This window comes from Undibacterium sp. GW821-FHT11B02 (genome assembly GCF_058808955.1).
Map to the genome: position 1 here is coordinate 420,911 of NZ_JBXASD010000005.1, position 19,775 is coordinate 440,685.

At 50.4% G+C, this 19,775-nt stretch carries 21 protein-coding genes; 14 read left to right on the forward strand and 7 right to left on the reverse strand.

What is annotated here, in order from left to right; all coding sequences use genetic code 11:
- Positions 1-207: 207 nt before the first annotated feature.
- The gene (locus tag AC1RVX_RS13040; protein ID WP_493217016.1) at positions 208-2,166 is read left to right on the forward strand and encodes a reverse transcriptase family protein; all 1,959 of its coding nucleotides are present in this window, start codon (positions 208-210) and stop codon (positions 2,164-2,166) included.
- Between the two features lie 110 nt (positions 2,167-2,276).
- On the opposite strand, the gene AC1RVX_RS13045 is transcribed toward AC1RVX_RS13040, so the two are convergent.
- From AC1RVX_RS13045 to AC1RVX_RS13055, 3 genes are all read right to left on the reverse strand, one after another.
- Entirely contained in the window at positions 2,277-3,026 is a 750-nt protein-coding gene (locus tag AC1RVX_RS13045) for a tetratricopeptide repeat protein (RefSeq protein WP_493217017.1), read from the reverse strand.
- Positions 3,027-3,285: 259 nt separating this feature from the next.
- Positions 3,286-3,756, reverse strand: coding sequence for a cache domain-containing protein (locus tag AC1RVX_RS13050; RefSeq protein WP_493217018.1), 471 nt, complete (start codon positions 3,754-3,756; stop codon positions 3,286-3,288).
- 193 nt (positions 3,757-3,949) lie between these two features.
- Positions 3,950-4,714: a creatininase family protein gene (locus tag AC1RVX_RS13055; RefSeq protein ID WP_493217019.1), complete on the reverse strand. Its 765-nt coding sequence runs from the start codon at positions 4,712-4,714 to the stop codon at positions 3,950-3,952.
- Between the two features lie 156 nt (positions 4,715-4,870).
- Here AC1RVX_RS13055 and AC1RVX_RS13060 point away from each other — a divergent pair, with 156 nt between their 5' ends.
- The gene (locus tag AC1RVX_RS13060) at positions 4,871-5,224 is read left to right on the forward strand and encodes a DUF1428 domain-containing protein (RefSeq protein WP_493217020.1); all 354 of its coding nucleotides are present in this window, start codon (positions 4,871-4,873) and stop codon (positions 5,222-5,224) included.
- 232 nt (positions 5,225-5,456) lie between these two features.
- On the opposite strand, the gene AC1RVX_RS13065 is transcribed toward AC1RVX_RS13060, so the two are convergent.
- Positions 5,457-6,383, reverse strand: coding sequence for a LysR family transcriptional regulator (locus AC1RVX_RS13065; RefSeq protein WP_493217021.1), 927 nt, complete (start codon positions 6,381-6,383; stop codon positions 5,457-5,459).
- Between the two features lie 119 nt (positions 6,384-6,502).
- On the opposite strand from AC1RVX_RS13065, the gene AC1RVX_RS13070 reads away from it, so the two are divergent.
- Both AC1RVX_RS13070 and AC1RVX_RS13075 read left to right on the forward strand, forming a co-directional pair.
- Positions 6,503-7,243: an SDR family oxidoreductase gene (locus tag AC1RVX_RS13070; RefSeq protein ID WP_493217022.1), complete on the forward strand. Its 741-nt coding sequence runs from the start codon at positions 6,503-6,505 to the stop codon at positions 7,241-7,243.
- 37 nt (positions 7,244-7,280) lie between these two features.
- Positions 7,281-7,499: a tautomerase family protein gene (locus AC1RVX_RS13075; RefSeq protein ID WP_493217023.1), complete on the forward strand. Its 219-nt coding sequence runs from the start codon at positions 7,281-7,283 to the stop codon at positions 7,497-7,499.
- 68 nt (positions 7,500-7,567) lie between these two features.
- Here AC1RVX_RS13075 and AC1RVX_RS13080 read toward each other — a convergent pair whose 3' ends face one another.
- Positions 7,568-8,458, reverse strand: a complete 891-nt coding sequence (locus AC1RVX_RS13080) for a LysR family transcriptional regulator (RefSeq protein ID WP_493217024.1) — start codon at positions 8,456-8,458, stop codon at positions 7,568-7,570.
- A gap of 147 nt (positions 8,459-8,605) precedes the next feature.
- On the opposite strand from AC1RVX_RS13080, the gene AC1RVX_RS13085 reads away from it, so the two are divergent.
- Together AC1RVX_RS13085 and AC1RVX_RS13090 are read left to right on the forward strand one after the other, a co-directional pair.
- Positions 8,606-9,469 carry an MBL fold metallo-hydrolase gene (locus tag AC1RVX_RS13085; RefSeq protein WP_493217025.1) on the forward strand — a complete coding sequence of 288 codons (864 nt, stop codon included), beginning with the start codon at positions 8,606-8,608 and terminating at the stop codon, positions 9,467-9,469.
- A 69-nt stretch (positions 9,470-9,538) separates the two neighbouring features.
- On the forward strand, positions 9,539-9,958 hold the full coding sequence (locus AC1RVX_RS13090) for a nuclear transport factor 2 family protein (protein WP_493217026.1): 420 nt from the start codon (positions 9,539-9,541) through the stop codon (positions 9,956-9,958).
- Between the two features lie 6 nt (positions 9,959-9,964).
- Here AC1RVX_RS13090 and AC1RVX_RS13095 read toward each other — a convergent pair whose 3' ends face one another.
- Positions 9,965-10,831, reverse strand: a complete 867-nt coding sequence (locus tag AC1RVX_RS13095; RefSeq protein ID WP_493217027.1) for a LysR family transcriptional regulator — start codon at positions 10,829-10,831, stop codon at positions 9,965-9,967.
- Between the two features lie 111 nt (positions 10,832-10,942).
- On the opposite strand from AC1RVX_RS13095, the gene AC1RVX_RS13100 reads away from it, so the two are divergent.
- The gene (locus AC1RVX_RS13100; protein WP_493217028.1) at positions 10,943-11,857 is read left to right on the forward strand and encodes a DMT family transporter; all 915 of its coding nucleotides are present in this window, start codon (positions 10,943-10,945) and stop codon (positions 11,855-11,857) included.
- Between the two features lie 318 nt (positions 11,858-12,175).
- The gene (locus AC1RVX_RS13105) at positions 12,176-13,384 is read left to right on the forward strand and encodes an alpha/beta hydrolase family protein (protein ID WP_493217029.1); all 1,209 of its coding nucleotides are present in this window, start codon (positions 12,176-12,178) and stop codon (positions 13,382-13,384) included.
- Positions 13,385-13,464: 80 nt separating this feature from the next.
- On the opposite strand, the gene AC1RVX_RS13110 is transcribed toward AC1RVX_RS13105, so the two are convergent.
- Positions 13,465-14,190 carry a metallophosphoesterase family protein gene (locus AC1RVX_RS13110; protein ID WP_493217030.1) on the reverse strand — a complete coding sequence of 242 codons (726 nt, stop codon included), beginning with the start codon at positions 14,188-14,190 and terminating at the stop codon, positions 13,465-13,467.
- Between the two features lie 243 nt (positions 14,191-14,433).
- Between AC1RVX_RS13110 and AC1RVX_RS13115 the strand changes: the two genes are divergently transcribed.
- The 6 genes from AC1RVX_RS13115 (at position 14,434) to AC1RVX_RS13140 (ending at position 19,677) form a co-directional block, all read left to right on the forward strand.
- A complete protein-coding gene (locus tag AC1RVX_RS13115) occupies positions 14,434-15,027 on the forward strand; it encodes a hypothetical protein (protein ID WP_493217031.1) in 594 nt (197 codons plus the stop codon).
- A 267-nt stretch (positions 15,028-15,294) separates the two neighbouring features.
- Complete coding sequence (locus AC1RVX_RS13120; protein ID WP_493217032.1) at positions 15,295-16,041, forward strand: hypothetical protein; 747 nt, start codon at positions 15,295-15,297, stop codon at positions 16,039-16,041.
- Between the two features lie 317 nt (positions 16,042-16,358).
- Complete coding sequence (locus AC1RVX_RS13125) at positions 16,359-18,032, forward strand: serine hydrolase (RefSeq protein WP_493217033.1); 1,674 nt, start codon at positions 16,359-16,361, stop codon at positions 18,030-18,032.
- Positions 18,033-18,123: 91 nt separating this feature from the next.
- Complete coding sequence (locus AC1RVX_RS13130; RefSeq protein ID WP_493217034.1) at positions 18,124-18,414, forward strand: hypothetical protein; 291 nt, start codon at positions 18,124-18,126, stop codon at positions 18,412-18,414.
- A complete protein-coding gene (locus tag AC1RVX_RS13135) occupies positions 18,407-18,934 on the forward strand; it encodes an O-acetyl-ADP-ribose deacetylase (protein WP_493217035.1) in 528 nt (175 codons plus the stop codon). The genes AC1RVX_RS13130 and AC1RVX_RS13135 overlap by 8 nt, the downstream gene beginning before the upstream one ends.
- A 155-nt stretch (positions 18,935-19,089) precedes the next feature.
- Entirely contained in the window at positions 19,090-19,677 is a 588-nt protein-coding gene (locus AC1RVX_RS13140) for a metal-dependent hydrolase (RefSeq protein ID WP_493217036.1), read from the forward strand.
- The last annotated feature ends 98 nt before the right edge of the window (positions 19,678-19,775 follow it).

Consider the following 19,775-nt stretch of genomic DNA (forward strand, 5'->3'; position numbering starts at 1 on the left):
TGGCGCAATGACGATGTGGATTCCGTGAACCCCATTCGCGCCAGCAGTCGTATCCGGCGTCGAGTGGAGCCTCTCAGTCTGAAGGCTCTTCGATGAGCTTCCTGCCTTTTTCTTTTGTTTGTCTGTCTCACCGTTTTTGCTTTATTTGGAAAACGTGAATTCTTGCTGCATGGCTTTGCCTGCGGGGGAAATTCAGAGACCAGAGTCATGACACAAAACAAGCAATCCACTGCTTCCACTACTGCGCCGCTGTCACAGATGACACGCGACGAACTGTATGCACATGTCCGCACCACCACCAAAGATGCCGTGGTATTGCAGGAAATGCGCCGTCTGGGTTTTTGGCCAGCAGACACCGGCAAACCCAGCGTCACTGATGAGTTGATACAGCGAGAAGCACAATTGAGCAGCATGCTCAGTGACCTGACCAGCCAGTTGCAGCGTGCACAAGACCCCAAGGCTGCACTGCGCGATATGCGCAAGCAGCGCATGGCAGCAGCAAAAGAAAAACGCGAGCAGACCCGGCAAAAGCATGCGCAACTGCGCCATGACAAGGCACTGGCCTGGCGGGAAAAACGCCAGGGCGATATTGGCTATCTGGGTGAAGCTGTTTCTGGCGGACTGAATTACGTCACGACCGATATAGAAAAACTTGCACGTCACCAGTTGCCCGTGCTGCAAAAAGCACCTGAGCTGGCAACGGCCATCGGCATTCCCCTGGCGGAATTGCGTTTCATGAGCTTCCAGCGCAAGGTGAGCCAGGTCAGTCATTACCAGCGTTTTTCCATACCCAAAAAGACCGGTGGCCTGCGTTATATTTCTGCCCCCATGCCGCGCCTCAAGCGCTGCCAGTATTGGGTACTGGATCATATACTCAGCAAGGTGCCTTGTCATCCAGCTGCCCACGGTTTCTTGTCGCAGCATTCCATACTCAGCAATGCCTTGCCACATGTCGGGCAGGCAGTGGTCATCAATCTGGATTTGAAAGATTTTTTCCCCAGCATAGAATATGCGCGCGTGAAGGGAGTTTTTAAATCGCTGGGTTATGGCGATCAGATTGCCACCTTGCTGGGTTTGCTGTGTACCGAACAGGCAAGCGAAGAGGTGCGTGTCGATACGCAAAAATATTTTGTTGCCGGTAAAAAGCGCAGCTTGCCACAGGGTGCACCGTCCAGCCCCATGATCACGAATATCCTTTGTCATGGGCTGGACAAACGTCTGCATTCTGCGGCCAGCAAGCTGGGTTTTGTCTATACTCGTTATGCCGATGACCTGACTTTTTCGAGTAAGCAGAAAGAACGTCCACCGGTAGGAAAGCTCTTGTGGCGTGTCAAGCAAATCATCGCGGATGAAGGTTTCACCCTGCATCCCGACAAGCAGCGCATCATGCGCCATAGCCAGAAGCAGGAGGTCACCGGCATCGTCGTCAATCATAGCCCAACGATCGATGGCAAGACCCTGCATCGTTTCCGCGCGACTTTGCATAATGTCGAAAAAAATGGCCCGGCTGGCTATCACTGGAATGGCAATGCCGATGTGCTGTCCGCCCTGGAGGGGTATGCACGCTATATCTGCATGGTCAATCCGGCCAAGGGGCAACCCTGGCTGCAACGCATCAAACAATTGCGGGCCATGCATGTCGCGCAGACATCCGCAGCTTTGCGTCCTCCACGTCTGAGTCTGCGTCAGCAAGTTGCAGCCGGTAATACACCGTTACGCACTAACGGTAAAGACTGGTGGCAGGTGAAAGAAGTTGCTGCGCCTGTGCTGGAACTGACGGCACAACAAGTGGCCGAACAGAAACAGGCCGAAAAGCAGGCATTGAAGGAAGCAAAGCAAGGCAAAGACAAGCAGGGTAGAGCGTCGGGGCAGGAGAGTCTGGCACAAACGCCGCAACACACTCAGACGAATACAAGTCAACGCAGCCGAGCCAATGCTGCCCCAGTTTCTGATGAGCCACTTGACGTATTCAAATTACGGCCTATCCCATGGTGGTCGATTTTGTTGCAGTTTGTGGCCAGCATCATGGTCAGCATCAGCTTGCGCAGTATATTTCCAGTCACGCTGGGATTGTCTTTGCTTGCCATCAGCATCATTACCCGCCGCAGTATGATGGTGTGGGTGATGGTTGTACTGGTATTGAGTGTGATGTTGATCAATTCATAGCTTGAGCCGGGCATGGCCCGGCTGACAGCAGTCAATACAGTATCAGTGCATGCAGCGAGAACCCGGGCTTCAAGACCAGCGGTTCAAGCATGGCCAGCACTGTCGCACGGTCAAGTACGACCTGAAAATGCTTTGTTGAGGCGCTTGACCAGATCACTGTTCAGGGATTTGGTGTCTCTGCTCCAGTGCTTCATGGTTTGCTGGATTTCTGCATACAAGCTATCGGCAGTATTTAGTTCACCTGCCTGCAAAGCCCAGATGGCATATTCAACGCGGGTTTCCATGCTGCCAAATCTGGCTGCAGCATCGGCGAAGATCGTGCCAGCTTCTTGCTGGCGACCAGCACCGACATAGGCTTGGCCGAGCAACAATGCCTGCTGTTCTGGCCGGTGGTTAGGCTGTTCCTGGCGTACCGCTTCCAGCAACTCAATCGCGGCAGCACTTTGCCCATGCAATATTTTTGCATACGCTGCATTCATGCGGATTTCTGCATCCTTGGCAAAGGGACCTTGCAGGCAAAGATCATAAAGCTGTACAGCCTGTGCAGTATCACCCGCATCCAGAAAGGCTTCTGCAAGGCGTGTTTGATTTTGTGCTGTGGGTACCAGATCATACGCTTTTTGCGCTTCCCGCACATCACGTCCGCGATCCAGTGTCTTGGCTGCAGCTGTAACGGTTTTTCGCATGCCGCGTTCCAGCTTTGTATCTGGCAGGTACACAGCAAAAAAATACACGACGCTACCCAGCATAGGAAACATGAATAAAATCATCAGCCAGTACATCTCGCGTCCATTGCGGACAGCATGCACTGCAAAAAACAGGGCGACCAGTATGTGTAGACCTACTCCGATATATGGCATAACTTTAGAATGGAAAAAGTAGAAAACGAGTGATTTCAATGCAACTGATAATTTGCACTCAAATCAATTGAATATCTTGATGGAAAAGAGAACTGCCTGACGGCTTGTTGTCAGCCTGGGTGGTATTTTACCAAGATTTGTCTGAATAGAGGTAGGGAGCAATAGTGGTAGGGGGCTTCTGCCGATGGTGAATAGATCTTCACCATCGGTTTACCAGCCTGCAGGTGGCTAGCTGTATTGCAGGTGTTGCCAAACCTATTTACTTATAAATACCACAAGCAAAATAAATTTCGTCAACCCGCTCTACATAGGTGCTTTTTTGTTCCATCGCCTTGGTCACAGGGTTGGGCCATTTGTAGTCAACCCATCCCTTGCCTTCTTTGCTGGCTGCGACTTCATTGATTTTCTTGACGAAGAAGACACCGTCGCCATCGCGTAATTCACCCAGGGGTTTGCCCAGCAATTTGGGGTTGCCGCCGTGGGCCAGGGTGACACCACCAGGTTTGACAGTGCCGGCAAACACGTACAAATCCTTGTAAATGAACTGGCCCTTGGGGTCATTCACTGCAGCATAGGTTTTTTCGGGGCCGTTGGCTTTATAGTAGGCGATGACTTTCTTGATCATGTTTATCGCGTCTTGAGCCGATGCATGTTCTTCAGCAAAAGCCAGGCCCTGAGTAAGCAGGGACAAGGATAAAGCCAGGAAAATGCTTTTGAAAAGATGTCTCATGATGTCTCCGGTATATGTTTTTATCTGCGCGGTCAAATGCTTGATAAGAAAGGCGAATCCAGAGTAGTCTTTGCAGGCAGGTTTTGCAATGCAAAGGCCATACTTTTCTCTTTCAGCATTTCACCACGAAGAAAACAATACCAGATTTCCATGTGGAAATGTTGCTGATTTTTTCAGCACAGCGTGGCAGGTATCAGCCGGGTTTTTGCTCGGCACCGAATACCTTGATATCGATTAACAAGCCAGCAACAGCGGTAGCGATGATTTGCTGCCCCAGTTCTATCGTCGCCAGGCTGGAATCAGCGCCAATACGGCCGTCCGGGAAGCGGGCGCGGTAATCCAGTGCATCCAGTATGGGGCCGGTAGGCGGGATTTTTGGTGTCAGTTCAACATGGCGCACCTGGTCAGGGTAGGCCGCATAGGTGACCGCAATTTCTGACGGCGTTGCATGCGAGCCATGGCCCACAGGGAACATTTCGTGGCACAGTTGGGCAACGCCAGGCAAGTCCCACCAGTTTTTCAGTTTCAGTGTCAGCGGGCAGGTTTTACCGCTATACGAATAGTGGGAATAGATTTGCGAGAAACTGGCTTCTATCGTAGCGATATTACCGCCGTGGCCATTCAAAAAATAAATGTGATCAAAGCCATGGCGCGCCAGTGACAATACCCAATCTTCAATCGCGGCCATGAAGGTCGAGGGGCGTAGTGAAATGGTCCCGGCAAAACCCAGGTGATGCTGTGCCATGCCGATGTTGAAGGTGGGTGTCAGCATTAATGCTGCACCAGTTTCCTGTGCGGCTTTTTCAGCGGCGGTGGCAATAATCTCTGGACACATCCAGTCTGTACCCAGCAAGCCCATGGGGCCATGTTGTTCATTCGAACCAATAGGAATGATGACGGTTTTTGAATCAGCCAGGAATGCAGTAATTTCTGGCCAGGTGGAATAGGCTAAACGCATGCTGATACTTTCTAGAGTTGGATGTGAATGGCAAATTATAGAGTGATACGGCAACACATGCTGGCCGGTAAGGAAGAAGATAAAGTCACTATTGAGAGCAGCTTGAACTAGAATGCAGTAGGTCTTGTATGACCTGTCTCATTAAGGAGAAAAAAAATGAAATACGTCGATGGATTTGTACTCGCTGTCCCGAATGCCAACCGTGAAGCTTATAGGCAATATTCCGAAAAATCTTCACCGGTTTTCAAGGAATATGGTGTACTCAGTATTGTTGAATGCTGGGGCGATGATGTGCCGCCTGGCAAGCTGACTTCTTTCCCTCTGGCAGTGCAATGCAAGGAAGATGAAACCGTGGTGTTTTCATGGATGACCTGGCCGTCGAAAGAAGTGCGCAATGCTGCATGGGACAAAGTCATGGCCGACCCACGCCTGAGCCCTGAAAGTAATCCCATGCCTTGCGATGGCAAGCGCATGATTTTTGGCGGTTTCGAGGTGATGGTGGACTTGTGATTTTTTGAGCTGATGCCGGATGCAAAATTTATCTGGTATCAAGGGCTTAGGTCGGGCTAAGTTTCATCAATTCAGCGAGGTCTGGCCCAACACTCGTGTTTAAATAAGGTATACGTTTGTGGAGCCCAAATGTTGGGCTGGTGAAACGTAGCCCAACCTACGAGACTGGGATGTGTCATGAAATGATGTCGAATTCACCTGATTACAAATGTTGAATAATTCTCACGGAGCATTAGGTCAATTTTTCTGCGCCAGGCAAGGCCCCAAACTTCTGCTCATACAAACTCACCAGCCAATCCACAAACACGCGCACACGCGGTGATAATTGGCGACGGTAAGGGTAGAGCGCAGTGACTTGCAATGGCGGGCTTTGCCAGTCAGCCAGCACTTCAACCAGACGGCCTTCACGCAAGGCATTTGCGATATGAAAGCGCGGCAGTTGTATCAGGCCGCAGCCGCTAAGTGCACAGGTGACATAGTTTTCGGCATCGTTGACAGACATCCAGCCACCGACATCAAACTCTTTCACCTGTCCATTAATAGTCAGCACGAAAGGGTAGTCAATTGCCCCGGTACTGGAAAAGAACCTGACAGCCTGGTGCAGCATTAAATCATCCGGATGATGTGGCGTACCAAATTTGGTCAGATAAGCCGGGCTGGCACAAATCGCTTGCGGCATCATCGCCAGGCGGCGTGCCACCAGCGTCGAGTCACGCGGGTTGCCGCCGCGTATCACACAGTCCACACCTTCCCTTACCAGATCGACCAAACGGTCACCGCCGCTGACGACCAGCTCTATGCCGGGATAACGGTCACGGAATTCATGAATTCTCGGCAGTACCACTTGCGTCGCATGGGTGCCGTGCATGTCCACTCGCAAGACCCCGCGCGGATTGGCGGCCACATGCCGCATCGACGCTTCGGCATCATCCAGTTCACTGAGTACATGCACACAACGCTCATAGAAAGCCTGTCCATCAAGTGTAGTACGTACCTGGCGCGTGGTGCGTTCGAGCAGGCGGGTGCCCAATCGCGCTTCCAGCTGCTTGATGGCATAGGTAGCACTGGCGCGAGGCACATCCAGCATGTCCGCCGCCCGGCTGAAACTGCCGGTTTCCACGATGCGGGTGAATAGTTGCAGGGTATCCAGTCTGTCCATGATTGTTGAGCTGTATTGAATTATGTTCTGAGTTTATCAGTATTTATCTTGCTGTATTGAATGGTTAAAGTGTGTTCCAGACAGGCGATATGGTCCTGCAGACTAAATTGGAGCTAATCATGAATAAAGAAGCAACTAAAACAGCCATCGTCACTGGCGCTTCCCGTGGCATAGGACAGGCAATCGCTCTGCGTCTGGCGGCAGATGGCTTTGCCGTCGTGGTCAATTACGCTGGCAATGCCGGTAAGGCGCAAGAGACAGTAAGTGCTATACAGAATGCTGGCGGCAAAGCCATCGCCGTGCAGGGTGATGTTGCCAAGCCTGAAGATGTGGCGCAATTGTTTGCGACAAGCAAAGAAGTGTTTGGCCGCATTGATGTGGTCGTCAATAGTGCAGGTGTCATGCCCATGGCAACCATTAACGGTAGCAATCTGGATGCCTTTGACAAAGTCATCGCCACCAATCTGCGCGGTGCTTTTCTGGTACTTGCACAGGCGGCCCAGCATGTGGAAAAAGGCGGACGCATCATCGCCTTGTCCACCAGTGTGATTGCCAAGTCCTTTCCTGCCTATGGCCCGTATATCGCCAGCAAGGCGGGGGTGGAAGGTCTGGTCCATGTACTGGCGAATGAATTGCGCGGGCGCGACATCACAGTCAATGCCATCGCCCCTGGCCCGGTGGGTACCGAGTTGTTCTTCAATGGCAAGACCGAAGAACAAATCACCAACATCGCCAAAATGGCACCGATGGAACGCATAGGCACACCGGCAGAGATCGCTGCGGCCGTCGCCTTTCTGGCTGGCCCTGACGGTGTCTGGGTCAATTCGCAAGTGCTACGCGTCAACGGCGGCTACGTCTGAGCAACATCCATTTTATTTTTAAACCAAGGAGAAAAGCATGCCATTTGCTAATTTCAAATTCCCTGAAGGCATACTCGATGCAAGCCGTAAGGAAGAAATCATCCACCGCACTACCGCCATGTTCGTCGAGTACTTTGGTGAAGGAGTCCGACCTTATTCCATGGTGTTGGTCGAAGAGGTCAACGACGGCGGTTGGGGGCGCGCGGACGAAACCCTGACACTGGAAAAGATGGGTTTGCCACCCAGGTCAAAATAAGCATTGCGGATGTCAGTGCACCGGTTCGCGAGTGTTTTCGGGACCGGTGTGTTGATGTCTTCAACAGCTCACCAAGGCTGGCTGGCAAATTCCTCCACCAGAAAATCCAGTAGAGCACGCACTGCGGGGGATAAGTGCCGGCGTGATGGAAACAAGGCATAAATCGTCATCGCTGGTGCTGACCATTCTGGCAATATGACTTGCAGTTTACCCTTGCTCAAGTGGTCAGCCATCAGGTAGGTAGGCAGCAAAGTGATGCCGCCGTCAGCCATAGCCGCCTGCAATAAAACGGTCGCATCATTGGCGCTGAAGTGGCTGGCGATATCAACCAGTACGGCGTCATCAGCACGCTGGAAGCGCCAGGTGTTTCGACCATAATTGGCATGGCTCATACATCGATGAGCGGGGAGCTCTTGCGGATGTGCAGGTGAGCCATATTGTCTGACATAAGCGGGCGATGCCACCAGAACAGAATCACACACAGCCAGTGGCCGCGCAATCAACAGCGGATCAGGTTCGCTGCTGATGCGTATCGCCAGGTCTATGCGCGCCTCAACCAGATTGACCGTGCTGTCGCCTACATGTAAATCGATCTTCAGCAAAGGGTGCAAGTCCAGGAACTTGCTGATGACACGTGCCAGGTGACCAAAGGCGAATGAGGTGCTGCAAGTCAGGCGCAACTGACCGCGCAGTTCACCGTCGTCGCTGCTGGTTTCCTCTTCTATATTTTCCATCAGCGCCAGCATCTGCTGGCTGCGGCGCAGACACTGCTCACCAGCATCGGTCAGCGTCACGCTGCGCGTTGTTCTTTGCAGCAGACGTGCATTCAGCCAGCTTTCCAGTTCATTCACATAACGCGTCACCATGGCGCGCGACATGTCCAGTTTGTCTGCAGTGGCGCTAAAGCTACCGCTGGCAGCAACCTCACAAAACACCCGCATGGCTGTCAATCTATCCATAATTTACTCGCTATTTGTTCAAATTTTGAAACAGTTATGTGCATTTTATCGCATTTATTTGTTCTAAATTTGAAATTAAACTGCAAGCACTGAATCACTTTCTGATTCAAAACACAGTTCAAACTTATTTAAGATCAGGAGTTCACCATGCTACGTACCACAGTATTAGCCGCTACATTCGCTGTCACTTTTGCCTCTGCCGAAGCAGCCACGCCCTTGCAAGTCAAAGTCTATAACGCCGACGGCAATAGCTTTAATGTCAATTCCACCCTGGTGTATGGCGAAAAAGAAGCCTTGGTGATTGATGGCGGTTTCACCCGTGCCGACGCCCTGCGCATCGCCGCCAATGTACTCGATAGCGGCAAGCAATTGAAAACCATCCTTGTCAGCCAGGCTGACCCTGATTATTACTTTGGTGTCGAAGCGCTGAAAGAAATTTTCCCGCAAGCTGATGTTGTTGCCACCCCGGCCGTGCTGGAAAAACTGAGTGCCAAGCTGGCAGGCAAAGTCGCTTTCTGGGGGCCTAAAATGGGTGCGAATGCACCTCGTACACCGGTCCTGCCCAAGGCTTTGAGCGGTAATAGCCTGACCGTCGATGGTGAAGTGGTTGAATTACGTGGCAACCGGGGTGTGTTGGCACACCGTCCTTATTTCTGGATTCCATCAATCAAGGCCATCGTCGGCAACATTGGTGTGTTTGGCAATATGCATGTATGGACGGCGGATACCCAAACCGTGGCCGAACGCAGTGCCTGGGTCGCGCAACTGGACGAAATGGCAGCCTTGCAACCTAAAATCGTTGTACCTGGCCACATGAAATCCGGCACGGCAGTCGACATCAGTGCGATCACTTACACCAAGGGTTATCTGCTGTCGTTTGAAAAAAATGCAGCTGCCACCAAGACCAGTGCAGAACTCATCGACGCCATGAAAAAAGCTTATCCTGATGCGCCACCAGGCATGTCACTGGATATCGGAGCCAAGGTGAACAAGGGTGAGATGAAGTGGTAAGTCAGTTTCATTTGACTCATTGAGCAATACTTTAAGTAATACCTTGAGCATGGCGGACAATAGTGCGCCATGCTATTTACACATGAAAGAGGTGGGAAATTGACTAACCTGGACATCATCAAAAGCACTTATGAAGGCAAAACTTCAGAAGAAAACGGCAAGAACCTGCAGCAATATCTGGCCGCAGATGCCAGTTGGACAGAGGCACAGGGCTTTCCCTATGCCGGTACCTACACAGGCTTTGCAGAGATAGCAAAAAACGTCTTCTATCGCCTCGGCACAGAATGGTCAGACTATAAATTCACAGTCGAAGATTATGTCGCCAGTGATGACAAGGTTGTGGCTTATGGTACATATAGCGGCATGCATAAGATTAGCCAAAAATCCTTCAGCGCCAGAGTTGCCCATCTGTGGCAATTAAAGGATGGCAAGATCATCCGCTTTGAGCAGTTTGTTGATAGTGTGCCAGTTGTTGCTGCCATGGTTTGATGTACTCTACATTCCACGTTTTGCACTCAGCGCCTGCATGATCTCGTTCGCCAGGCATTCAGCCGCAGGTGAACTATTTTTTCTGCCCTTGATGAGAACGATATCCAGCGGCGCTATAGGTTTCAATCCCTCAGTCTTGCCCAGACGTACCAGATGAGCAGGAACGCTGCATTCGGCCAGGGCAGCAATTGCCAGGCCAGCTTCCACCATCGCCAGTATCCCCAGCAAGCTCGGGCTGCTGTAGGTGGAGCAATAGGGCCGGGCGCTTTTTTCCAGTGCAGCCAGTGTATGTTCGCGGGCGACGCAACCTTTCTCATACAAGGCGACAGGTAGCGGGGTCTTCTTCCAGGCGGCATGTTTTTCTGCACCCACCCAAACCATGGGTTCACGGCGGATGAAAACACCATCCAGACCTTCATCACGGGTAACAAAAGCCAGGTCGATCACGCCTCTTTTCAGCAAGGGCTTCAGCAAGATGCTTTGCAGGCAAACCAGTTCTATTTCAACCTTGGCAAACATCTTTGAAAACCTCTCCAGTACCGGTGGTAGCAAAGATGACACATAATCATCTGGCGCACCCAGCACCACTTTACCGATCACTTCTTGCGTACGCAAGGCACTTAGTGCGGCTTGCTCAGTCTGCAATAACTGGCGTGCATAAGGCAGCAAGGTTTCACCTGCCAGTGTCAGGGTTATGCGCCGCGTATGTCTTTCAAACAGAGCTTGACCCAGGCTGGTTTCGAGTTTGCTGATTTGCATACTGACTGCAGCTTGTGAGCGATGCACCGTTTCTGCTGCGTTGACAAAACTAAGGTGTTCTGCCGCTGCCACGAAGGTGCGTAACTGGCTGAGGTTTAATTCCGGGAAATTCATAACAGATAATTTGATAATTCGGTTTTTCGAAAGAATAGCTTCAATTTAATCAGCTTGTCTGATGCATAACCAAAGCCCATGATAGCGCAACAATATCTAATGGAGCAAACCATGTCTGCCTCAATTACCATCAATCCATCCGGCCAGGCTGCTACCCTGGCCTATGTCGCTGCCATGTTGATGCTGGCGACACTGGGTATTTTCTTTCATGAAGCCGGGCTGGATGCGATTACCACCGTGTTTTTTCGCTGCCTGTTTGCAGCAGTCGCGCTGGGAGGTTATTGTTGGTACAGGGGTATGTTTGTCCGCAGCAATTTTTCTGGCAAGAATATGGGCCTGGCAGTGTTTGGCGGTTTGCTGATGGTCTTGAACTGGGTCACTTTTTTTGCTGCTATTGAACGCATCGGTATTTCTGTCGCTACCATCGTCTTCCATGTACAACCTTTCATTGTGTTGCTGCTAAGTGCTGTGTTGTTCCGTGAAAAAATCGCGGCCAACAAGATTGCCTGGGTTGGCCTGGGTTTTGTCGGGCTGATACTGGCGTGTGGCCTGCAAGGCAAGGATATACAGATCAGCAGGCCATATCTGACGGGTTTGCTGCTGACATTGACGGGGGCCTTTGCTTATGCTGGTGTTACCCTGACTACCCGTGCCATGCGCGTCATGCCACCACATTTGATTGCGCTCATCCACTGCCTGGTGGGCGTAGGTTTGTTGGCTGGCTTCGTCACGCTACCTGCGACGGGCATGCACATGGGACAGTGGGCCTGGTTGGCTGGATTGGGCTTGTTGCCTACCGCTCTGGCCTATGTGCTGATCTATGGTGCATTACCCAAGATGCCCACGAGTGCTATTGCCGTGCTGACTTTTATTTATCCGGCAACGGCGGTCGGTTTTGATTATCTGGTCTATGGTCATCATATCAGTCTTGTGCAGATGGCTGGTTTGCTATTGATTGTATTGGCCAGTCTGGGTGTCAACCTTAACTGGCATTGGCGCGTTTCCAGACAAAAGCCAGTAACGTGAATCCGGGGCGTGTTGAGCAAGGTCACACCCAAATCCGCGACGAGGGTAACGCAGAATCGATAGGGAAATGGAACTGCATGTTGCATGTGTTAGGATGGAAAAAACGTTTTCATGGGACAGACGCAAAACTGCCTGTGGCGCCTTCACTCTACATGGTAAAGCCGTAAAGTTGTAACAATTATTTTTTGTCGTAGTGTTGGCTATGACGGTATAGAGTATTGTTGATGAAATGGGTCCTAATTCTGTTTCAATACAATATCTGGCCCTGCGGCCGTGGCAAGGGTGTGGTGCCTGCAACCCACCCATATTGGAATAGCTATGAAACCTGATTTCTTGTATGCATGTTCGTCCGGCAAAACACTGGTCATAGCTATCCTGGCTACTATGGCAGTCGCAGCTTGTGGCGGCGGCGGTTCTTCAAATAGTGGCACAACACCGGTCGTCACGCCAGAGGTTGCCAATCCGCCTGGTCCCGGCCATTTTGAAGTCGCTACTTTTATCAAAACGGTTAATGTCACTGATGTGACGACTGCACTTCCCAAAGATGTGGCCGCAGTAGTCAAACCCCTGTATTCAGTTGACACCTATAAAATCACTTACACCACGACTGATTCTGGTGGGCGCAGTGTGATTGCATCCGGTCTTGCGGCCATTCCGCGCAAAGCGACCAGCCTGGCCAGCCCGGTTTTAAGCTATCAGCATGCCACCATCAAAACCGATGCCGAAGCCCCCAGCAACCATGCCACACCAGATGAACCTGCGGTGTTATTCGCTTCCATGGGTTATCTGGTCAGTGCGACTGATTATGTTGGTTATGGAGCGACCAAAGGCTTGCCGCATCCGTATTTGCTGGCGACCCCGACGGCTGTCTCTGTCGTCGATTTCATGACGGCCACTTCGCGTTGGCGTCAGATGAAGACGATTGCTGACAATGGACAGGTATTTTTAACCGGCTATTCTGAAGGTGCGTATGCATCAATGGCAACGCTGCGGCAACTGACGCAAAACAAGACGGCGAGTACCGTACTGCCGGTCAGCACATTTATTGGTGCCGGCCCGTATGATGTTGCACTGACATTGAATACCATGCTGGACGCCATTCGCAGGGATAACCCTGTCCTTGGTGCACTCATCAGTCCGGGATTTTTGAAGAAGCTGGGTGCAAATGACAGGGCGAACGTGCGCAATTTGCTGTTGTCTTCTGCACTGGGCAGTCAAAGCGATATCAGCTTTGATCCTACTTTCCTGGATAATTTCCTCAATGATGATAATGCCAGTATTGCTGCACAAAGCAATGACTATGACTGGACACCGCAATCACCCATCCTGTTTTTTCACGGGCGTGATGATACGACCGTCCCCTATGGCAATACCGATTCTGCGTTTCAAACCATGACAAAACGGGGCGCTGCATCACTGATAGAACGTATGGATTGCCCGGTTAAACCTTCGGAACATATCCCTTGCGTGCCGCCATTCCTGATCAACGACATTACCCGGCTTGGCGCTTTGGCGCGAGGATTGTGATGCTGTTACCTGCCGCCCGCTGAATACATGATTTCTTTGACCAGGTATTTATCGGGCGCACGGATTCGCATGTGGATTTGCTAGCGCTTGTTCAGCGTCGCCCATGGTACTTCATGGTCATACTGCCCGGCCACAACAACATCACCGTTGACATCCGTCACGCCACGAAAACCGACGCCATATGCCTTGAAGCCCATCTGTTCGTGCTGCTGGCTGTAGTCAATGCGGTCATGATGATGGCCGTGGAATGACCGGGTAACACGCATGCGCCTCGCCAGTTCATCAATGACGGAAAAACCATGCGGGTGCGAGCTGGGGGCCTCATGGGTGACCAGAATATCGGCGCGCTGACTGGCCAGGTAATTGTAATCGGTAGGGAAAATGGAACTGTAATGCTTGCGTGGCAACCCCTCGCGCCAACGGTTTTCCTTGCCTGTCTTGATACTGTATTCTCTTTGTGTCTGGAAATGCTTTACTCCTGGCGGCATCCAGATATGCCCGCGAAACACCCCACCCAGACCAGCGATTCTGTAACCTGCTATATCCACCACCCGTCCATGCAGATTGCGGCCAGCCAGGGCGGACCCAAATAAATGATCGTAGTCTTCATCCGTGTCGGTATCATGGTTGCCATGGATATACCAGATATCGGTACTATCCATAATGGCAGCCAATTCTTGCTCCAGCGGCTGCCTGGCTTGCAGATCGCCCAAAAAAATAATGGCTGCAGGACGATTTGCCAGGACGACATCAATCACATGCTGAAAGTCGCCATGGGTGTCGCCACAGAAGTAAAGTGCTTGCATAATGTACAGCTTGGTAGTGAATTGATATGTAATGTGCTCGTCAGTCAGACACAATGTCGAACCCATGGGCAATATACCCTACATCAAAATTCAAATATCGTGGCGGCATGACAATTTGTGTGGATTGTTGTGAAATTGACTTGGGATGGGGTCATTTTCCAATTACCGATTGCGGCAGTAAGCTTAAGGCTTTTAAAGTTGTAGCAGGTTTTGATAGAACGCATTTCATAATTAGGGGCAAGCATGTTTTCATGGCGATGGATTTTGGTGGTATTAATCCTGTTTGTTGCAGTCCATCAATGGCGCGGACGATCTGTGACTGTGCCGCCAGGCAGTATTGCACCCAATGATCCTGTGCAGATCATGCTTGACCAGGGACCTGTTTATCAGCAAAACAATTACAAACTCAAAGCACTGGCTGACTTTACGGTAGAAGCGCGCGTACTGTCTAAAGAGACTTATTCCTCTGATCGCGAGGCTGAATTATCGCCAGTAGACTTGGCCCTTGGTTGGGGCTCGATGTCGGATTCTGCCGTATTGGAAAAGTTGTCGATAGGTCAGGGCAATCGTTTTTACCATTACCACTGGGATAACGAACCACCGCGCCCGCCAGCAGAGATAATCAGCCACAGCGCCAATATGCACCTGATACCAACCACTCCCGATCTGGAAAAAAAGATGAGGTCAGTACGTGTCGGTCAGGTTGTCAAAATCCGTGGCCAATTGGTTGAAGCTACTGCCGCTGACGGCTGGCACTGGCGCTCGTCGCTGACACGTGAAGATACTGGTGCTGGTGCTTGTGAATTGATCAGGGTAGAGGCAATCGAAATCAAATGACTTGCTATTGAGTAATAAAATTATCAATTAGTACTGTTATATGGTGCTAAGTTGGTAATGTTACGGTACTTTTCTCAAAAGCATAGTAGCAATCAATAAAAGTGACGACACTTTGAAATGCTGTTTTGCTTGCCGCACCCAATTGAAGGATTGTATGAGGCAAGCGTTGACTGGTGGGCAGGAAGATATTGAGTCTGTCCGACAGAATAATAATTCAAGGAAATCTTCACTATGTATGCTGCTTCTGTTTTCTCAAGGCATCTCACCATGCTCGCATTCATGCTGGCATCGTTGGCTGTGTTCTCTAACCATGCTCAGGCCCAGATAAATGCACCGGCAAGTTCCACTGCAAGCTCACCTGCCAGTACCGCAGATGAACTACAAAGCGTAGAAGTCAAAGCCATCAGGGACCCGGCCATCTTGCCATATAAAACAGCATATGATCTGATATCAAAAGTACGTGCGGCAAGCAAGGACAAAGTACAAATACTGATTCGCATCACCTCAGCCAAATCCCACGTGCCGATATCTAACCTGAATATCTACCTGGACGGCAAAGCTACACATCAACAACTGGAAATATCGCCAACCGGGTTCATCACCGTACCGCTGGACCAGGCAGCTTATGCCGATGGTGCTGAGTTTGTCACCAACCAGAAAAAAGGCTCGATGGAAGTTAATGTCATCCTGTTGCCCAAACTACCGCAAGATGTCTTCAAATATGCAGACATCAGCGAGAGTATTGAGGCCGCCAAGTCAGCCATCAAGGAACTGGTACCCTGGTATTTGCGTCTGTTCATGCCGTCGGTTAATAGCGTGGGAATTTGCTACGCTGATCAAAACCAGACAGTGCTGGTCAAGGGCAATGAAGAAGCCCATTTGGCGGCAAATAATGATGCCACTGACCCGCTGAAAAACAAGGTCCATTGCGCCAAATTTGCGGCAAAGGATGCAGTCAGGGAAAAAGATAATCTGATTATGCCAGCCACAGGTTGGCAGGCGATTTTTATGTAAAAACCATCAGTATACGGGACCAGCGTCAGGGTACATCTGGTGCTGCGTCCTGCGGCATTTTCAGCGGCCCATCACTTTCAGGATTCCCTCTTTTTCATCCATTTTGTTGTGCTATGATCATTTTTCATAGAAAAAATCACTCGGCTTTGGTCGTATTACTTAACGGCTGTTGCGAAATTAAGATGACCAGGCGCGCCGACGAAGACAGTACTGTATTCGTCGGCAAGGAGGCGCAACAACGCTGGGTTAATTTTGCAATGGCCGCTTAGTTAGGCGGTGTATTTCTTTGCAGCGGTCAAGCCTTTATAGGGATATCAATGAAAGTATCTTCAGTTCTGCTTGCAGCATGCGGTTTTACCATGTTGGGACAGGTGTTTGCGGCAGACGATATTGTCTCATCCATACAAAAAATGGCCATTGCCCGCGTTAGCAGTGGCACTGTTCCAGGCATGGTGGTGGCGACTATAGTCGGCCAAGAGCAAAAGGTGCAGGGCTTTGGCCTGGTGTCGAATGGCAAAGCTCAACCGCATCAGCCGGATGCCAGCACGGTGTTTGAAATTGGCTCGGTCAGCAAAACCTTTACTGCACTGTTGCTGGCTGATATGCAGGTGCGTGCTCAGCTCAAACTTGACGATACAGTCGCGACCTTGCTGCCTGCCTATACCATTCCGCAATATCAGGGTCGCGCTATCACTTTGCTGGACCTTGCCACTCAAACATCCGGTTTACCGCGTTTGCCTGCCAATATGGCTCCCAAACAGCCAGATAATCCGTATGCTGATTACACAGAAAATAACCTGCGTGAATTTTTGCGTGGCTATCAACTGACCCGTATACCGGGCGCGAAGTATGAATATTCAAATCTGGGTTTTGGCTTACTTGGCCAGGCGTTATCCACACGTGCAGGCAAGTCCTATGCAGAGCTGGTGCAGGAACGTATTACCAAGCCATTAGGCATGACAGACACTGGCATAACACTGACGACCACCATGCAAATCAATCTGGCGACAGGGCATGATGCAGCCGGCAAGCCTGTCCCCAATTGGGACATGCCCACCCTGGCTGGTGCAGGTGCACTGCGCTCAAACGCGCAAGACATGCTGCGTTATTTGCAGGCGCACATGCACAGCGCAGATGTAAAAGTGCCCGCTGGCTTACAACTAGTACAGCAGCAACAACGCCCCACCGGTGTGCCGGGCTTACAGATAGCCTTGGCCTGGCATGTGCAAAGTGTGCGCGGGCAAACAGTAATCTGGCATAACGGCATGACAGGTGGCTATGCATCCTTCGTCGGCTTTACGGCAGATGGTCAGCATGGTGTTGTGGTGCTGGCGAACGCCAGTGTCAGCGTTGACGATATAGGCATGGCGGCGTTGTTGCCAATGACACCAGAGACCGATGCTGGCAAAGCCGGGGAGATTCGTCTTACTGCAAAGGAAATGGCAGAATACACAGGTCGCTATCAACTCGCACCTGGTGCTATCCTTAACATCAGTGCAGGGCCAGATGGTTTGCTGGCACAACTTAGCGGCCAGCCACAGGCTCCCGTATTCTTGCGGAAGAAAGATGAATTCTTTTATAAGGTGGTCGAAGCCAGCCTGCAATTTGAACGCGATGCCAGTGGAAAAATCAAGTCATTGACGTTGCATCAAAACGGTCACGCCTCACCGGCAGCACGCATAGGTGAGGCTGCACCAGAACCCGCCAATCGGACAGAAATAAAAATCCCGGCTGACCAACTCAAGCAATATGCAGGCAGCTATACGCTTGCACCCGGCTTCAAACTTATCATCACAGAACAGGCGGGGCAGCTGTATGCCCAAGCCACAGGACAAGGAATTAATCCGGTTTTTTCGCAGGCACGTGACGAATTTTTTTACAAGGTAGTTGATGCGCAACTGAGTTTTAAACGTCGGGCAGATGGCAAGGTAAGTGGACTGCTCTTACATCAAAATGGTCGCGATATGCCTGGACCGCGCGATGCAGATTAATTGATTATTGCCCTATGAAGAGGTAATTTGCGCACCATCTTTATGCTGTCGCAGTTTCTTAACTTTATGAATCCAAATTAAAATGGATGGCATGAGTCATCTTGAGTTTTTTGAGCAATTTGTAAAATCAAAAATTCCGCCTGATTATTTGCTTACCTGGTCAGATTTTCCAAATGGTGACTTCGGGAACCTTAAAAGGGTCGAATTTGAATCCAATTCATTGCTAGGTACAATTGATTTCTGGTCAAAAGGTTGGCCAGGCATGGATATTTTTGACCTTCGTGTGCAAGACAAGGTGTTGGTTATATTGTGCAGTCCCGAGGAAGAGGATGTGATTAACAACGCTTTCGATGACTTATTAGGAATTCTGTCAGATGAGTAGCATTATCGTTTTGAAAGGCGATATCACCGTTTACCCGGCAGACATCATCGTCAATGCTGCCAATTCTTCACTATTAGGAGGTGGCGGTGTTGACGGTGCGATACATCGTAAAGGTGGACCAAATATTCTGAATGAATGTAGGGAGATCAGGGCAAGACAAGGTGGTTGTTACGCTGGAGATGCAGTCATAACGACAGCCGGATTATTGCCTGCCAAATATGTCATCCACGCCGTTGGCCCCAGATGGAATGATGGAACGAAAGGCGAGGCTGAATTGCTGCAACAAACCTACCAGAGATGTTTGCATTTAGCAGTAGAGCACAATGCAAGTAGCCTGTCTTTCCCCAATATTTCGACGGGGACATATCAATTTCCCAAAGAGTTGGCTGCACAGATAGCAAGCGATACGATATTCTCTTTTTTTGAAAGTGATCAAAGTATAGAGACCATTAATATCGTTTGTTACGAGCAGGATAATTACGATATTTATCAGGAAATTATCAAAAATAGAGAGACATGAAGTAGGCGTTGCTGTGACATAAATGCGTCTGTGATAACCGTCAGATGCAAAGTGCATATAAGGTTTTAAGCACTTCACACCCAGCGCATACACACTTCACAATCCCTCGCTAAGCTGGCGCAGTTCTTACTACCTGCCGTCTGGCTGTTTCCATTATGTCGTCACTGTTGGCCCATGTCGCTGCCGGGGCAAGTCTGTATCTTTGCAATGAAGATGATAAGCAGCGGCGGTCGCGTACCGCGATGGCCTTGCCTATATTGCTGGCTATCCTGCCAGATTTTGATTATTTTGTGATCTGGTTTCTGCGTGTTCGCTTTGAACATCGTTTCACGCATTCACTCTTCTTTTGCCTGTCAATGACTTGCATCGCATGGTTGGCGGCGAGGCGATGGAGTAGGCCATGTAATGTGGTACCCAGTTTCTGGATTCTGTTGCTGGCAGCATGCTCGCATTTGTTACTTGACCTGCTGGTAGGGCGGTCTTTGCCCTTGCTTTGGCCGTTTTCATTGGCAGAACTGTCTTTGCCTTTAGCTGTATTGCCGGGTGCTGCACATACGGGGCTGATCAGTTATGCATTCTGGCGTAACCTGGTTATCGAATGTTGCCTGCTTTTGCCTGTATTTGCAGTGCTCGTCGCTGCCATGAGACGGATGCCATTACGCAGTTACCTGCCAGAAATGGTATTGGTACTGACAATGTGGCTGGGATTAATATTTTGTAGCAACAGCTTGACGGCATCGTGATGTTTTAAGACGCAGTAAATTGATCAGTGTCTGTCAATTTAAATAGAAGCGGTCCTGCGCCTGATATCGGCAATGCATGCTCGCGCCTGTCAATAAGT

Excerpts from the sequence above, each read along its gene's own strand:
- AC1RVX_RS13040 (WP_493217016.1), top strand. The coding sequence starts at position 208 with ATGACACAAAACAAGCAATCCACTGCTTCCACTACTGCGCCGCTGTCA.
- AC1RVX_RS13045 (WP_493217017.1), bottom strand. The coding sequence starts at position 3,026 with ATGCCATATATCGGAGTAGGTCTACACATACTGGTCGCCCTGTTTTTT.
- AC1RVX_RS13050 (WP_493217018.1), bottom strand. The coding sequence starts at position 3,756 with ATGAGACATCTTTTCAAAAGCATTTTCCTGGCTTTATCCTTGTCCCTG.
- AC1RVX_RS13055 (WP_493217019.1), bottom strand. The coding sequence starts at position 4,714 with ATGCGTTTAGCCTATTCCACCTGGCCAGAAATTACTGCATTCCTGGCT.
- AC1RVX_RS13060 (WP_493217020.1), top strand. The coding sequence starts at position 4,871 with ATGAAATACGTCGATGGATTTGTACTCGCTGTCCCGAATGCCAACCGT.
- AC1RVX_RS13065 (WP_493217021.1), bottom strand. The coding sequence starts at position 6,383 with ATGGACAGACTGGATACCCTGCAACTATTCACCCGCATCGTGGAAACC.
- AC1RVX_RS13070 (WP_493217022.1), top strand. The coding sequence starts at position 6,503 with ATGAATAAAGAAGCAACTAAAACAGCCATCGTCACTGGCGCTTCCCGT.
- AC1RVX_RS13075 (WP_493217023.1), top strand. The coding sequence starts at position 7,281 with ATGCCATTTGCTAATTTCAAATTCCCTGAAGGCATACTCGATGCAAGC.
- AC1RVX_RS13080 (WP_493217024.1), bottom strand. The coding sequence starts at position 8,458 with ATGGATAGATTGACAGCCATGCGGGTGTTTTGTGAGGTTGCTGCCAGC.
- AC1RVX_RS13085 (WP_493217025.1), top strand. The coding sequence starts at position 8,606 with ATGCTACGTACCACAGTATTAGCCGCTACATTCGCTGTCACTTTTGCC.
- AC1RVX_RS13090 (WP_493217026.1), top strand. The coding sequence starts at position 9,539 with ATGCTATTTACACATGAAAGAGGTGGGAAATTGACTAACCTGGACATC.
- AC1RVX_RS13095 (WP_493217027.1), bottom strand. The coding sequence starts at position 10,831 with ATGAATTTCCCGGAATTAAACCTCAGCCAGTTACGCACCTTCGTGGCA.
- AC1RVX_RS13100 (WP_493217028.1), top strand. The coding sequence starts at position 10,943 with ATGTCTGCCTCAATTACCATCAATCCATCCGGCCAGGCTGCTACCCTG.
- AC1RVX_RS13105 (WP_493217029.1), top strand. The coding sequence starts at position 12,176 with ATGAAACCTGATTTCTTGTATGCATGTTCGTCCGGCAAAACACTGGTC.
- AC1RVX_RS13110 (WP_493217030.1), bottom strand. The coding sequence starts at position 14,190 with ATGCAAGCACTTTACTTCTGTGGCGACACCCATGGCGACTTTCAGCAT.
- AC1RVX_RS13115 (WP_493217031.1), top strand. The coding sequence starts at position 14,434 with ATGTTTTCATGGCGATGGATTTTGGTGGTATTAATCCTGTTTGTTGCA.
- AC1RVX_RS13120 (WP_493217032.1), top strand. The coding sequence starts at position 15,295 with ATGCTCGCATTCATGCTGGCATCGTTGGCTGTGTTCTCTAACCATGCT.
- AC1RVX_RS13125 (WP_493217033.1), top strand. The coding sequence starts at position 16,359 with ATGAAAGTATCTTCAGTTCTGCTTGCAGCATGCGGTTTTACCATGTTG.
- AC1RVX_RS13130 (WP_493217034.1), top strand. The coding sequence starts at position 18,124 with ATGAGTCATCTTGAGTTTTTTGAGCAATTTGTAAAATCAAAAATTCCG.
- AC1RVX_RS13135 (WP_493217035.1), top strand. The coding sequence starts at position 18,407 with ATGAGTAGCATTATCGTTTTGAAAGGCGATATCACCGTTTACCCGGCA.
- AC1RVX_RS13140 (WP_493217036.1), top strand. The coding sequence starts at position 19,090 with ATGTCGTCACTGTTGGCCCATGTCGCTGCCGGGGCAAGTCTGTATCTT.